Below are 14,080 nucleotides of genomic sequence, written 5' to 3' on the forward strand. Positions count from 1 at the left end.
ACACCGGAGCTAGATAGGGGCGCGGCTGGGCCGGTCCAGCCTGGATGAGCGCAGCGGCAAGCATCGGCCGCAGCCAGTGAAGCCGGCAACGCCGGCGCCCGCCCCATCACTTTTTGGTCATCGCCGATAAATCCTGCCGGCACTGCCACAATGGTAAGGGAAGCTGCGTGCTACCGATGCCCGTCCCATCCCGTCCCGACCAGAAGGAGCGCCGCCGATGACCATGCCGATCCTCACCAGCGCGTTCGTCCTTGCCCTGGCCGCCGCTCAGGCATTACGCTTCAGGCTTGCGGACGCAGGCAGGCGGTCGATGATCGAGCTTCGCATCGGCCGGGACCACCGCCCGGACCCGAAATTCCCAAATTTGAGGTGAGACCATGAACGTCCAGGATATCGTCAACACCGTCTCGCAAAAGGCGGGCCTCGACCAGGCAACGACCGAGAAAGTCGTCGGCACCATCTTCTCGGTGCTGGAGCACGAGGCGGAAGGCACCAACGTCTCGGGTTTCTTCGCCAAGATTCCCGGCGCCGACGATCTCGCCCGCCAATACGACGTCATGGCCGCCGGCGCGGCCGGCGGTGGTGGCCTGCTGTCCTCGTTGCAAGGCGCGCTGGGCGGTGTTCTCGGCGAAAAGGCCGGCGCACTGATCAACGGCGTCGCCGCGCTCAAGGCCTCCGGCCTCGATATGGCGCAGATCAGGCAGGCCGGCGCCGCGCTGATCCAACAGGCCGAAGCCGCCGCCGGGCCTGACCTCACCAATGAAGTGCTCGGCTCGGTGCCAAGCCTGAAGAGCCATCTCGGAATCAGCTAGGGCGCGATCCTGCGGGACCGAACCCGTTCCTTACTTCGGCAGTGCGTATGCCATTACATAATCGCCGGGCTTGGTGCCGACCGAGCCATGGCCGCCGGCGACGATGACCACGAACTGGCGCCCGTCAGCCACCGTGTAGGTCATCGGCGTCGATTGCCCGCCGGCTGGCAGGCGCGCCTGCCAGAGCTGCCTGCCTGAGGTCAGGTCGTAGGCGCGCAGGTAGTCGTCGACCGCGGCGCCGAGGAAAGCCACCCCGCCGGCGGTGATCATCGGCCCGCCAATGCCGGGCACGCCGACCTTCAGCGGCAAAGGCAGCGGCGTCATGTCGTAGACCGTGCCGTTCCTGTGCTTGTAAACGATCTGTCCGGTCCTGAGGTCGGCTCCGGCGACATAGCCCCATGGCGGCGCCTGGCACGGAATGCCGAGCGGCGACAGGAACGGTCCCATCACCACCGCATAAGGAGCGCCGTCATTTCGGTTCAGCCCCTGCTCGCTGCCCTTGGCGTCGCCTGGCGGCGGCACGTCCGCGCGGGGCACAAGCCTGGAGGTGAAGGCGAGATAGGTCGGCATGCCGAACAGCACCTGCCGGACCGGATCGACCGCCACGCCGCCCCAGTTGAAGACGCCGAAATTGCCGGGATAGACCAGCGTGCCCTGCAGCGATGGCGGCGTGTAGCGGCCCTCATAGCGCAGCCTGTGCAACGCAATCCGGCACGCCAGCTGGTCGAACATGGTGATGCCCCACATGTCGGCATCGGTCAGCGGCGGCGGATTGAAGGAAAGGTCCGACACCGGCTGCGTGGGCGATGTGTGGTCGCCTTCGATGGCGCCGCCGGGCGCCGGCACTTCCTTGACCGGGATGACCGGCTCGCCGGTGCGCCGGTCGAGCACGTAGAGGTCGCCCTGCTTGGTCGGCCCGACCAGCGCCGGCACGACCGTGCCGTCGGCCTTGGTGATGTCGACAAGGCTCGGCTGCGCCGGCACGTCCATGTCCCACAGGTCATGATGCACGGTCTGGCGCACCCATTTCAATTGCCCCGTATTGAGGTCGAGCGCGGTGATCGAGGAGGAGAATTTCTCGACATTGGCGCTGCGGCCGGCGCCGAGCTGGTCCGGCGTCTGGTTGCCGAGCGGTATGTAGAGGAGGCCGAGCTTCTCGTCGGCACTCGGCGTCGACCACATGTTGGGCGAATTGGCGGTATAGGTCTGGCCCGCCGCCAGCGGCGTGGTCTGGTCGGGATTGCCGGAATCCCAGTTCCAGATCAGCGCGCCGGTGGAGGCGTCGAAGGCGCGGATGACGCCGGACGGCTCCTGCGTCGAATAATTGTCGTTGACCGCGCCGCCGACGATGATCTTGTCGCCTGATATCAGCGGCGCCGATGTCGAATAGTAATAGCCGGACTTGGGATAAGGCATGCCGGTCAGAAGGTTCAGCGTACCGCCTTCGGCAAACGCCTGACAGACCTGGCCGTTGGCGGCGTCGAGTGCGATCAGCCGCGCATCCGAAGTCGGCAGGTAGACACGCGCGGCGCAAGGCTGCCCGGCACCGATCTTGGCATCGGCGTAATACGAGACGCCGCGGCAGGTCTGGTGCTGGCGGTCCTTGTCGAGCTTGACCTGGGGATCGTAGCGCCACTTCTCCTTGCCCGTGGCGGCGTCGATGGCGATGGCGAAATTGTGCGGCGTGCAGATGTAGAGCGTATCGGCGATCTTCAGCGGCGTCACCTGATAGGTGGTCTCGCCGACATCGTCGGGACCTTTCACGTCGCCGGTGCGATAAGTCCAGGCCGGCTGCAGGTTGGCGACGTTCTCCGGCGTGATCTGGTCGAGCGGCGAATAGCGCTGGCCATAGGGCGTACGGCCGTAGAAGTGCCATTCGCCGGCAGGTATGTCCCCGCCTAGATCGGCCGCCGGGGTCACCTTGTCGGTGTCGAGATTGCCGGCAATATCCTTGGGATCGGTCGTCATTGAATAGCCGGCGACCGCCAGCGATGCCAAAATGGCGAGAATGAGCGGCGCGCGGCCATCGGGACCAACAAGGCCCCGCCTCGCCCACGGCGTCAGCAGCCACAACGCGACGAGCACGATGATGCCGCCGCGCGGCCCGAGTTCCCACCAGTCGAAGCCGATTTCCCAGACCGCCCAGGCAAGCGTGCCCAGCACGATCGCGGCGTAGAGCCAGAGCGCGGTGGATCTGCGCCGGTAGAGCAGCCATGCTGCGATGAGGAAGGCGATGCCTGATATGATGTAGTACCAGCTACCTCCCAGTGAAGCCAACCAGATGCCGCCGGCGCCAAGCGCGAGGCCGATGAGGAGGAGAATGAGGGAGGTGATGGTGACAGCCAAGATGATACTCCTTCGACTGTTGCGCGCCTCGAGGCGGCCGTGGGCAACAGGATCCCCTCCCTGCCCTTTGCGCAGCTTTCCCTCACCCGCCCTGCCTGTCAAGCAGGCCGGAAACAATCAGGGATGGAACAAAACGTAGACAGTTCTGGTCTTTCTCTGCCGAATCACTACATTCGGGGGCGATGTCCGGCTTTTCCGAAGACATGCCCTTTTTCGATGAACCCGATGCGCGGCCCACCGCCCCGTCGGGCATCGCCGCGCGCGCCATGGCTGCCCGCAGCGGCCACAACAACGCGCCCGACTATCTCAAGGGGTTGAACCCCGAGCAGCGGCTGGCGGTGGAAACCACCGAAGGTCCCGTTCTGGTGCTGGCCGGCGCCGGCACCGGCAAGACGCGCGTCTTGACCACCCGCATCGCCCACATCCTGGCGACCGGAAAAGCCTTTCCCTCGCAGATCCTGGCCGTGACCTTCACCAACAAGGCCGCGCGCGAGATGAAGCAGCGCATAGGCATCCTGATCGGCGAAGGCAATGTCGAGGGCATGCCCTGGCTCGGTACCTTCCACTCGATCGGCGTCAAGCTCCTGCGCAGGCACGCCGAGCTTGCCGGGCTGAAATCCGACTTCACCATCCTCGACACCGACGACGTCGTGCGGCTGATCAAGCAATTGATCCAGGCCGAGGGCCTCGACGACAAGCGCTGGCCGGCCAAGCAGTTCGCGCAGATGATCGACGGCTGGAAGAACAAGGGGCAAGGCCCGGCTGATATCGCCGAGGGCGATGCGCGCAGTTTCGCCAACGGCAAGGGCCGCGAGCTCTACAAGGCCTATCAGGAGCGCCTGCAGACGCTGAACGCCTGCGATTTCGGCGATCTGCTCTGCCACCCTATCCGCATCTTCCGCGCCAATCCGGACGTGCTGAAGGAGTATCATAAGCGGTTCAGATACATTCTCGTCGACGAGTACCAGGACACCAACACCGCGCAATACATGTGGCTGCGGCTCCTGGCGCAGCGGCCAAATAGCGGGCGTAGCGCGACGTCTACGGATTTGCATTCGGCCGAAGGCCGCAAGCTCGACCGGGCGTCCGAGCCTTTGCGAAGCCCCTCCCGCGACGCCGAAGGCGCGCAGAAAAGAGGGGTCGGGCCCGCGCCGGCAGGCGCGGAACAGCCCGTGAGCGAAAACAAAGTAAACATCTGCTGCGTCGGCGACGACGACCAGTCGATCTATGGCTGGCGCGGCGCGGAGGTCGACAACATCCTGCGCTTCGACAAGGATTTTCCCGGCGCCACCATCATCCGGCTGGAGCGCAATTATCGTTCCACCGCGCATATCCTCGGCGCCGCTTCGCACCTCATCGCCCACAATGAAGGCCGCTTCGGCAAGACGCTGTTCACCGATCGCGACGATCCCGAGGACGGCAAGGTCAACGTCCACGCCGCCTGGGATTCCGAGGAGGAAGCGCGCGCTGTCGGCGAGACCATCGAGGCTTATCAGCGCCAGAAGCACAATCTCAACGACATGGCGATCCTGGTGCGGGCGTCCTTCCAGATGCGCGAGTTCGAGGACCGCTTCGTCACGCTCGGTCTCAACTACCGCGTCATTGGCGGCCCGCGCTTCTATGAGCGCATGGAGATCCGCGACGCGCTTGCCTTCTTCCGCGTCGTCGCGCAAGGCGCCGACGATCTCGCCTTCGAGCGCATCGTCAATGTGCCCAAGCGCGGCCTCGGCGAAACCACCATCCGCCAGATCCACGACACGGCCCGCGCGCTGCGCGTACCGATGTTGGAAGCCGCCGCCAAGCTCGCCGAGAGCGATGAATTGAAGCCCAAACCGCGCGCTGCATTGCGCGAGGTCGCGGCCAATTTCGAACGCTGGCAGAAGGCGCTGGAAACCACGCCGCATACCGAACTGGCCGAGACCATCCTGGAAGAGAGCGGCTACACCGACATGTGGAAGAACGACCGTTCGGTCGAGGCGCCCGGCCGGCTGGAAAACCTCAAGGAGCTGATCCGCTCCATGGAGGAGTATGAATCGCTGCGCTCCTTCCTCGAACATGTCGCTCTGGTCATGGATGCCGAGCAGAACGCCGAACTCGACGCCGTCAACATCATGACGCTGCATTCGGCCAAAGGCCTCGAATTCGAGACCGTTTTTCTCCCGGGCTGGGAGGAAGGCCTGTTCCCGCACCAGCGCGCGCTGGACGAAGGCGGCCGTTCCGGCCTGGAGGAGGAGCGCCGGCTGGCCTATGTCGGCGTCACCCGTGCCAAGAAGAACCTGCACATCTGGTTCGTCTCCAACCGCCGCATCCACGGCCTGTGGCAATCGACGATTCCCTCCCGCTTCCTCGATGAACTGCCTGAAACCCATGTCGAAGTCGCCGAAAGCGGCAACTCCTATGGCGGCTACGGCAATTCCTATGGCGGCGGCTCGTTCGCTTCCGGCCGAGGCGGCCAGGGGGCAGGAAGACAGAACCCCTATGGCGCCTCGCGCTTCGACAATGTCGGCGCCGAAAAATCCGGCGCCTTCTCCAACAGCTACGCCACGCCGGGCTGGCAGCGGGCGCAGCAGAACCGCACCGAGGCGACCGATCGCAACTGGGGCTCGCGCTCCGGCCACCAGGTCGAGCGCATCGGCTATGGCGAGACCGACAGCGGCTACGGCGCCGGCCGCACCTCGATCAAGGGCCGCACCATCGACGGCGAGTTGGTCGCCAAATCCGTCGCCGACACACCGTCTCCGTTCAACGTCGGCGACCGCGTCTTCCACCAGAAATTCGGCAACGGCAACATCGCGGCCATCGAGGGCAACAAGCTGACCATCGACTTCGACAAAGCCGGCCAGAAACGCGTGCTGGACGGATTTGTCGCGGCGGTGTGAGAAAAATGGACACTGGCTCGGGTAAGGAGCTGGCCGAAAAATCCTGAGGTTTTCTTGTGAAAATCGAAGTAGATTTTGATGCTAATTATATTTGCGATTTCACAGCTAAAATTGATTGGAATCAATTCCAATAGCGTGGACGTCCGGAGTGAAAGGAACTTTCGGTAACCACCCGGGCCGGACCGCTCAATCCACCTTCTTCTCGCCCGCCTCGCCGGCCTTGACGATATCGCCGGTGGTGAACAGGATTTCCTTCAGTTCCGCGCGCCAGTCCTGCTTCCGACGCAGCAGGAATTCGAGGTCCATGCCGAAATGCTTGAACTCCTCGCCTTGCGCGTTCTTCATGATGGCGCGGGCCTGCGGGTCCTTCTCCACCGACATGCGCTGTTCATACCAGGAGATCGCTTCCGCTTCCTCGATCAGCGAGGTGATCATGCGGGCGAAGGTTCGCACCTCCTGCGACAATTCTTCGGGCGGTTCGTGGTACTGGTCGAAACCCATGTGGTCGTCCTCCCTCAATGGCTCGCAATGCGAGCAGGCACCGGCCGTGCCATGAATGCATGAGAGGTGCAGCGGGTTCCGGATCGCACCCACAATTCAGGACGATGAGAGGAACAGGCTATCTCACGACACCGGCGCCGCCCCGCCCTGTTCGGTGCGACGCGCGATGAAATCATCGAGCACAGCCGACGTGGCAATGGCCGTCGCCGGCGGCTCGAAATCGGCGAGGATGCGCTTCCAGATACCGGTGGCGCGTTCGGTTGCGGTCTTGGAACCGGCCTGCGTCCAGTTGCCGAAATTCGACCAGTCGGCCACCAGCGGCTCGTAGAAAGCGGTGCGGTAGCGCGCCATGGTGTGACCTGCCGAGAAGAAATGGCCGCCGGGCTGCACTTCGGCGATCGCCTCGAAGCCGATGGCATCGTCGTCGCCGGGCGTGGCGGCGCACAGTTCAGCCACCGTCTGCAACGCCTCGATGTCGGTGACCAGCTTTTCGAAGGAAACGCTCAGCCCCCCCTCCAGCCAGCCGGCGGCATGGATGCACACGGTGGCGCCTGCCAGCACCGAGCCCCACAGCGCAAACTGCGTCTCATGCGCCGCCTGCGCATCGGAGATGTTGGCCGCGCTGCCGCCGCCCGAACGCCACGGCAGGCCGGTGAAGCGCGCCAGTTGGCCGGCTCCGAGCGTCGCCTTGATATGCTCCGGCGTGCCGAAGGCCGGCGCGCCCGATTTCATGTCGACATTGGAGGAGAAGGAGCCGTAGACGACAGGAGCGCCCGGCCGCACGATCTGCGCCAGCGTCAACCCGGCCAGCGCCTCGGCATGCTGCAGCGTCAGCGCGCCGGCCACCGTGATCGGGGCCATCGCACCCGCCAGGCAGAAGGGCGTGATGATCAGGACCTGGCCCGCCCTGGCGAAGTCGATGATGCCTTGCGCCATCGGGATGTCGAGCTGGCGCGGCGAATTGGTGTTGATGACGGTGTAGCAATGGGCGCCCGAGCGGAACTCGTCCTCGGACAGCCCGCGCGCCAACCTGATCATGTCGAAACTATCGTCGACCTGCGGGGTGCCGCGCGCGAAGATGAAGGGAAGCTTGTCCGACAGGGTCAGTTGCGCCCGGTTGACGGCGTAGTGGCGAAAATGGTTGTCGATGTCCTGCGGCTCGACGCAAGGTCCCAGCATGTGCAGCACGTCGAAATGCTGCACCAGCTTGATGAACTCCTCGAAGGCCGCCAGTGTGCCTGGTCGGCGGCCGCGTTCGAGGTCAGTGACGTTCGGCGCGCCGCACCCTGCCAGGAAGGTCATCGACCCGAGTTCCAGCGTCAGATCGCGGGAGCGGTCACCGGCATGGGTCTGGATCGATTTTGGCGCCGAGGCCAGTGCGGCCGCCACCATGTCGCGGCCGATCCGCACCATGTCGGTTTCGGGGTCGATCAGGGCGCCGGCGCGAGCGAGCAGGTCGCGCGCCTGCGGCAGCAGAACCTTGATGCCCAGCTCTTCCAGCACGCGCAGCGCCGTGTCGTGGATCGAGGCGACGTGGTCGTCCGAAAAGATTGGCTGCGGCAGGAATGGGTTCTTCAGAGAGCGGTAATTGGGCCGGCGGCTGCTCTCGCTGCCGGCCTCGCCGATGCGTCCTCGCCGGCGCTCGCGCCTGCCTTCGCGTGCCGCGTCATCGATCATCCGGAAACCTCCTCATTGCCGCATCGCCTTGCCCAAGGGATCGTAGGGCGAAGCCGGAATGACACGCGCCGGCCGCTCGGTGCCGACAATGTGCACGCAAAGCGCCGTTCCTTCCTCGGCAAAATCGTCATCCACCAACGCCAGCGCGACGCTCTTGCCGATCGTGTAGCCAAAGCCGCCGGAGGTGACGAAGCCGACGCGCCGAGCGCCGTGCCAGACCGGCTCGAAGCCGCTGGCGTCCGCGTCGATGGCATCGACTTCCAGCGTCACGATCCGTCGTGCAACACCGGCCTTGCGTTCCTTCAGCGCCGCCTCGCGGCCGATGAAATCGCCCTTGTCGAAAGCAATGAAGCGGTCGAGCCCTGTCTGGCCGGGCGTGTAGCCTTGCGTGAATTCACGCGACCAGATGCCGAAGCTCTTTTCCAGCCGAAGCGCGTTGAGTGCGTAATAGCCAATCTCGGCGAGGCCGAGATCCTCGCCGGCGGCAAGCAGCGTTTCGCGCAATGTGGCATGCATGGCGGCCGGGCAGTTGATCTCGAAGCCGAGTTCGCCGGCGATGGAGAGGCGAGCCATCCTTGCCCGCACCATGCCGATGTCGAATTCGCCGCATGCGATGAATGGCAAGGCTTTGGCGGAGATGTCCTGGTGCGTCGTGCGCTCGACGATCTTTCTGGCATTGGGGCCGGTGACCAGAAAGCCCGACATCGCATCTGAAATATCGGTGACGCAAACGCCTTCAGCCATATGCGCTTCGAACCAGCGCATGTGGAATTCGCGCAGATAGTAGGAGCCCATCAGCCAGTAGTCGCCATTGCCCCAGTTGAAGACGGTGAGATCGCCCTTCAGCCGCCCGTCCGGCCCGAGCATCGGCGCCAGCCTCGCCTGTCCCGCCTTCGGCAGCCTGCAGGCCAGCAGCCTGTCGAGCCAGGCCTCCGCGCCCGGTCCCGAGGTCGCGTAGCGCGCATAGGCCGAGATATCGATGAGGCCGGCGGCGCGCCGGACTTGCAGCGCCTCGTCACCGACGATGTCGAAGGCGTTGGAACGCCTGAGCGTCGTCTCCTCGCGGAATCCCATCGGCGCGAAATAGGCGGGGATTTCCAGCCCCCAGGAGGCCGTCCATTCGCAGCCCGCCGCACTCATGCCGTCATAGGCGCCGGGGCGTTTCAGCGGCCGGCCCGCAGGCAGCCGTTCGTTGGGAAAGGTCATGACGAAACGACGAGAATAAAACTGTCGCGTCGTCTGCCTGAGATATTCCCGGTTTGCGGCGAAGGCGCCGTAGCGGGCGATGTCCATGCCGAAAATGTCGGCCTGCGGCTCGCCGTAAATCATCCACTCGGCCAGCGACTTGCCGACGCCGCCGCCCTGGCTGAAGCCGGCCATGACGCCGCAGGCGACCCAGTAATTCTTCAGGCCGCGGACCGGCCCGACGATCGGATTGCCGTCCGGGGTGAAGGTGAAGGCGCCGTTGACCCATTTGCGGATGCCTGCCGTCGCCAGGCAAGGGAAGCGCTCATGCGCCTTGGCAAGTTCCGGGCCGATGCGGTCGATGTCTTCGGGGATGAGCTCGATGCCGTAATCCCACGGCGCGCCGTCCATGTTCCAGTGCTTCGGGTTCTGCTCGTAGACGCCGAGCAGCACGCCCTTGCGCTCCTGCCGCAGATAGGAAAAGCCGTCGAGATCGACGGCCAGGCCGATCTCCTTGTCGAGGGCAGCGACTTCCGGAATGTCCTCGGTGACGAAATAATGGTGCTCCATCGGCGTCACCGGCAGTTCAACCCCGGCCATGCGGCCGAGTTGCTTGGCCCACAACCCGCCGGCATTCACGACATGCTCGGCGGTGATGGTGCGTTGCTCTGTGACCACGTCCCAATGGCCGTCGGCGCGCGCCTTCAGCTCGACCACGCGGTTGCGCAGGATCACGTCGGCGCCGCGCTTCTTGGCGGCACCGACATACGCATGCGTCGTGCCGTAAGGGTCGAGATGGCCCTCGTTGGAATCGTAGAGGCCGCCAAGCACGCCGGTGACGTCGACGATCGGGCAGATCGCCTTGATCTCGTCAGGCGTCACCAGCCGGGCGGTCTCGATGCCGACCGACTGGAATACCGCCCAGGCCGATTTCAGCCACTCCCAGCGCGCCGGATCGCTGGCGATGTTGACGCCGCCGGTCATGTGCAGGCCGACGTCCTGGCCGGATTCGGCCTCGATCTCGCGGTAAAGGTTGATGGTGTAATCCTGCAGCGCGGCGACATTGGGGTCGGCATTGAGCGCGTGGAACCCCGCCGCCGCATGCCAAGTCGACCCCGCCGTCAGTTCGGCGCGCTCGATCAGCGCCACATCCGACCAGCCGAACCGCGCCAGGTGATAGAGCACCGAAGCGCCCACCACTCCTCCCCCGATGACGACTGCGCGGTAGTGAGACTTCAAGGCTTCCCTCCCCGGACTGTCCGAAACCGGCACCATATACGTACTGTACATAAGTGTCTAGTACTGCGAACAGCTCCTGGACGCTGTCGAACCTGTGTTGGAACGATCGATTTTCCGGCGCGGCCGCACTTCCCCAGCAGCGTCGCGGCGGGCCGACGCGAATGCGTCACCAACTGTCATGCAAGCATCATGTTCGCGCCTTAGACCGCTTGCCGAGGGCACAAGCGGCCCTCCAGGGCGGCAGCCTCGCCGCCGCCAGGCAACCTCAGAATTCCGCCGTCCCGGCGCTTTGTCATCAAGGGGATATCCATGACGCATCTACGCTCATTCTCGTTGCGGCTGCTGGTCGCCGCGCTGGCGGCCTCGGCCGTTTCGCTGCCCGCCTTCGCCGACAGCTCGGCCAGCGTCGGCGGCGCCAGTTTCGTCAACAAGGGGCTGGTGGGGGTTGGCCGCATCCCGGCCGGCCAGCGCGACAGGTTCGGCGAGACCTTCGGCTCCGGCTCCGGCATGTCGATCGACACCGCGGGCTGGACGCATGATGCCGGCACCTACAGAGGCTCGCTGTGGCTGCTGCCCGACCGCGGTTATAACGTCGTCGGTACCACCGACTACCGGCCGCGCCTCAACACGATCAACATCGAGTTCGCCCCGGTGGCGCCAGGTGCCGCGCCCGCGGCCGGCCAGGAGCAGACCGGCGTCAAGGCGACGCTCGCCGACACCATGCTCCTGACCGACGACAAGGGCGCCGACGCCAGCGGTCTCGACCCGCTGAACGGCGTGCGTCCCGCCGCCGGCGACATGCCTGTCCTGCCGCAGGCCGACAATGGCAAGCTCGCGCTCGACAACGAGGCGATCGTGCGGCTGCCCGACGGCACCATGCTCGTCTCCGACGAATACGGTCCCGACATCTACCGCTTCTCCGCCGACGGCCGTCTGATGTCGGCGACCCAGCCTCCGGCCGCGCTCGTGCCGATGCGCCACGGCACGGCCAATTTTGCTTCCGACAATCCGGGCCCAGGTGCTGCCGAACCCGACCCAAAGGATCCCGAAACCGGCCGCCAGAACAATCAGGGCCTCGAAGGCATGGCAATGACGCCGGACGGCAAGTTCGTAATCGCGGTCTTGCAGTCGGCGACCCGGCAGGACGGCGGCGATTCGGCCTCGACGCGCCAGAACACCAGGGCGCTGATCTATGACGCCTCCGATCTTGCCCATCTCAAGCTGGCACATGAATATGTCGTGCCGCTGCCGGTGTTCAAGGACGCCAAGGGCAAGACCAAGGTGGCTGCGCAAAGCGAGATCGTGGCGCTGTCGGATACCGCTTTCCTGATGCTGGCGCGCGACAGCGGCAACGGCCAGGGCCTGAAGGGCGAGGAGTCGCTGTATCGCAAGATCGACATTGTCGACCTTTCCGGCGCGACCGACATCGCCGGCGGTCCCTTCGATGCCGCCGACAAGCCGGTGGCGCCCAAGGGCGTGCTCGATCCGTCGGTGACGCCGGCAAGGCTGACGCCGTTCATCGACATCAACGACAAGGCCGAGCTTGCCCGCTTCGGCCTGCACAATGGCGCGCCCAACGACAAGGACAACCTCTCGGAGAAGTGGGAAGCGATGTCGCTGGCAAGCGTGCTCGATCCGAAGCTGCCCGACGACTATTTCCTGTTCGTCGCCAACGACAACGATTTCCTCGCCCAGGACGGTTTCCAGGTCGGCGCGCCCTACAAGGCCGAGGACGGCGCCGATGTCGACACCATGTTCCTTGTCTTTCAGGTCACGCTTCCCGGCCTCGCCAGGAAGTAAGCATCTTGCAGGAGGCGCCGCCTGGCGCCTCCTGCCCGACAAGCTTGATCGGATGCACGACGGCGTGCCTTGCCCGCCGTCGCTCCTTTCGCAAGGGTGCATCCCGGTCGGGCCTGCGGTATCCTGCGTGCCGGACTCAAAAGAACCAGCTTTGCCGGATTGCCCGCCATGGATGAAAAGATGCCCGCGCGCCGGCGCACCGGTGACCTGACCAGCGGCCCCATTCCGCGCACGCTCCTGCTGTTCGCCCTGCCGGTGCTCGGCTCCAACGTGCTGCAATCGCTCAACGGCTCTGTAAACGCCGTCTGGGTCGGCCGCTTCCTCGGCGAATCCGCGCTCACCGCCACCTCCAATGCCAATCTGGTGCTGTTCCTCATCCTCGGCACCGTGTTCGGCATTGGCATGGCGGCCACCATACTGGTGGCGCAATCGGTCGGCGCCCGCGACCTGCCCGAGGCGCGCCGCATCGTCGGCACCAGCGCCACCTTCTTCTTCTTCGTCTCGGTGCTGTTCGCCGTCTGCGGCTGGATTTGGGTGGACGCCATTCTGGGCGCGCTCGGCACACCGCCCGACGCCTTGCCGCTGGCGCGCTCCTATTTGCGCATCATCTTCGTCGCCGTGCCGATGATGAACCTTCTGTCCTTTGTCATGACGGTGCTGCGCGGCGCCGGCGATTCGCGCACGCCGTTCTTTTTTATGGCGCTCGCCGTCGTGCTCGACATCATCTTGAACCCACTGCTCATCCGCGGCATCGGGCCGTTTCCAGAGCTCGGCATCGCCGGCTCGGCGACCTCGACGCTTGTGGGCCAGACGGTGAGCGTCATTGCCATCCTGATCGTGCTCTATGTCCGTAAGCATCCGCTGCGTCTGGCCGGCGCCAATCTGGCGCTGCTGCGGCCGGACCCCGCCTTGCTGCGCGTCGTCGTCTTCAAGGGCGTTCCGATGGGTTTGCAGATGATCGTGATTTCGGCCGCGGCCCTGACGGTGATGGGCATCGTCAATTCCTACGGTTCGCAGGTGGCCGCCGCCTACGGCATCGCCGCGCAGTTATGGACCTACATCCAGATGCCCGCGCTCGCCATCGGCGCGGCCGTGTCCTCGATGGCGGCGCAGAACGTCGGCGCCGGCCGCTGGGACCGCATCAGCCGCATCGCAGCGTCAGGCGTCGGCTTCAACCTGGTGCTGACCGGTGCTCTCGTGGCACTTCTATGGGTCTTCGATCGCTCGATCCTCAGCCTGTTCCTGAGCCGCGACAGCGCGGCGATAGACATCGCCGCTCACATCAACAACGTCGCGTCCTGGTCGTTCATCCTGTTCGGCGTCACCATCGTGCTGTTCGCCACCGTGCGCGCCACGGGCGCCGTGATGCCGCCGCTGGTCATCCTGGTGATCTCGGTGCTGGTCGTGCGCACCGGCTTTGCCTATTTCATGCGGGATGTGATCGGCGAGGAAGCGCTGTGGTGGAGTTTCCCGGCCGGCTCGATCACCTCCCTGCTGCTGGCCGCGGCCTACTACCGTCTCGGCGGCTGGCGCACCCTGCACATGATCGAGAACCGGCCGGCCGCCGGCGAGCCGCCCGACACCGGGCTCGGCGTGCCGCGCCAGCGCGCGCATTTTTCCCCAGAGACGCCGAACGGCTGA

At 65.2% G+C, this 14,080-nt stretch carries 9 protein-coding genes; 5 read left to right on the forward strand and 4 right to left on the reverse strand.

From position 1 onward, the window contains the following. The first annotated feature begins 217 nt into the window (after positions 1 to 217). On the forward strand, positions 218 to 373 hold the full coding sequence (locus FJ986_RS30500) for a hypothetical protein (RefSeq protein WP_181168351.1): 156 nt from the start codon (positions 218 to 220) through the stop codon (positions 371 to 373). Positions 374 to 377: 4 nt separating this feature from the next. Continuing rightward, positions 378 to 812: a hypothetical protein gene (locus tag FJ986_RS18370; RefSeq protein WP_140664700.1), complete on the forward strand. Its 435-nt coding sequence runs from the start codon at positions 378 to 380 to the stop codon at positions 810 to 812. Positions 813 to 842: 30 nt separating this feature from the next. Here FJ986_RS18370 and FJ986_RS18375 read toward each other — a convergent pair whose 3' ends face one another. After that, positions 843 to 3,158 (reverse strand): glucose/quinate/shikimate family membrane-bound PQQ-dependent dehydrogenase, encoded by a 2,316-nt coding sequence (locus FJ986_RS18375; protein ID WP_140664703.1) that lies wholly within the window; start codon positions 3,156 to 3,158, stop codon positions 843 to 845. Positions 3,159 to 3,340: 182 nt separating this feature from the next. On the opposite strand from FJ986_RS18375, the gene FJ986_RS18380 reads away from it, so the two are divergent. Further along, positions 3,341 to 6,037, forward strand: a complete 2,697-nt coding sequence (locus FJ986_RS18380) for a UvrD-helicase domain-containing protein (RefSeq protein ID WP_140675371.1) — start codon at positions 3,341 to 3,343, stop codon at positions 6,035 to 6,037. A 186-nt stretch (positions 6,038 to 6,223) separates the two neighbouring features. Here FJ986_RS18380 and FJ986_RS18385 read toward each other — a convergent pair whose 3' ends face one another. The 3 genes from FJ986_RS18385 to FJ986_RS18395 all read right to left on the reverse strand — a co-directional run bounded on the left by FJ986_RS18385 (position 6,224) and on the right by FJ986_RS18395 (position 10,639). Beyond that, positions 6,224 to 6,538 carry a hypothetical protein gene (locus FJ986_RS18385; RefSeq protein ID WP_140567336.1) on the reverse strand — a complete coding sequence of 105 codons (315 nt, stop codon included), beginning with the start codon at positions 6,536 to 6,538 and terminating at the stop codon, positions 6,224 to 6,226. A gap of 123 nt (positions 6,539 to 6,661) precedes the next feature. Continuing rightward, complete coding sequence (locus tag FJ986_RS18390) at positions 6,662 to 8,215, reverse strand: trimethylamine methyltransferase family protein (RefSeq protein ID WP_140664709.1); 1,554 nt, start codon at positions 8,213 to 8,215, stop codon at positions 6,662 to 6,664. A gap of 12 nt (positions 8,216 to 8,227) precedes the next feature. Beyond that, on the reverse strand, positions 8,228 to 10,639 hold the full coding sequence (locus tag FJ986_RS18395; RefSeq protein WP_140664712.1) for an FAD-dependent oxidoreductase: 2,412 nt from the start codon (positions 10,637 to 10,639) through the stop codon (positions 8,228 to 8,230). A 309-nt stretch (positions 10,640 to 10,948) separates the two neighbouring features. Here FJ986_RS18395 and FJ986_RS18400 point away from each other — a divergent pair, with 309 nt between their 5' ends. Both FJ986_RS18400 and FJ986_RS18405 read left to right on the forward strand, forming a co-directional pair. Beyond that, positions 10,949 to 12,439 carry an esterase-like activity of phytase family protein gene (locus FJ986_RS18400; protein ID WP_140516565.1) on the forward strand — a complete coding sequence of 497 codons (1,491 nt, stop codon included), beginning with the start codon at positions 10,949 to 10,951 and terminating at the stop codon, positions 12,437 to 12,439. Between the two features lie 168 nt (positions 12,440 to 12,607). Then, positions 12,608 to 14,080: an MATE family efflux transporter gene (locus tag FJ986_RS18405; protein ID WP_140495264.1), complete on the forward strand. Its 1,473-nt coding sequence runs from the start codon at positions 12,608 to 12,610 to the stop codon at positions 14,078 to 14,080.

Source organism: Mesorhizobium sp. B1-1-1, from assembly GCF_006442955.1.
Lineage (GTDB): Bacteria > Pseudomonadota > Alphaproteobacteria > Rhizobiales > Rhizobiaceae > Mesorhizobium.

Coding starts and splice junctions, on each gene's coding strand:
- FJ986_RS18405 (WP_140495264.1), top strand. CDS start 12,608: ATGGATGAAAAGATGCCCGCGCGCCGGCGCACCGGTGACCTGACCAGC.
- FJ986_RS18370 (WP_140664700.1), top strand. CDS start 378: ATGAACGTCCAGGATATCGTCAACACCGTCTCGCAAAAGGCGGGCCTC.
- FJ986_RS18400 (WP_140516565.1), top strand. CDS start 10,949: ATGACGCATCTACGCTCATTCTCGTTGCGGCTGCTGGTCGCCGCGCTG.
- FJ986_RS18380 (WP_140675371.1), top strand. CDS start 3,341: ATGTCCGGCTTTTCCGAAGACATGCCCTTTTTCGATGAACCCGATGCG.
- FJ986_RS30500 (WP_181168351.1), top strand. CDS start 218: ATGACCATGCCGATCCTCACCAGCGCGTTCGTCCTTGCCCTGGCCGCC.
- FJ986_RS18390 (WP_140664709.1), bottom strand. CDS start 8,215: ATGATCGATGACGCGGCACGCGAAGGCAGGCGCGAGCGCCGGCGAGGA.
- FJ986_RS18385 (WP_140567336.1), bottom strand. CDS start 6,538: ATGGGTTTCGACCAGTACCACGAACCGCCCGAAGAATTGTCGCAGGAG.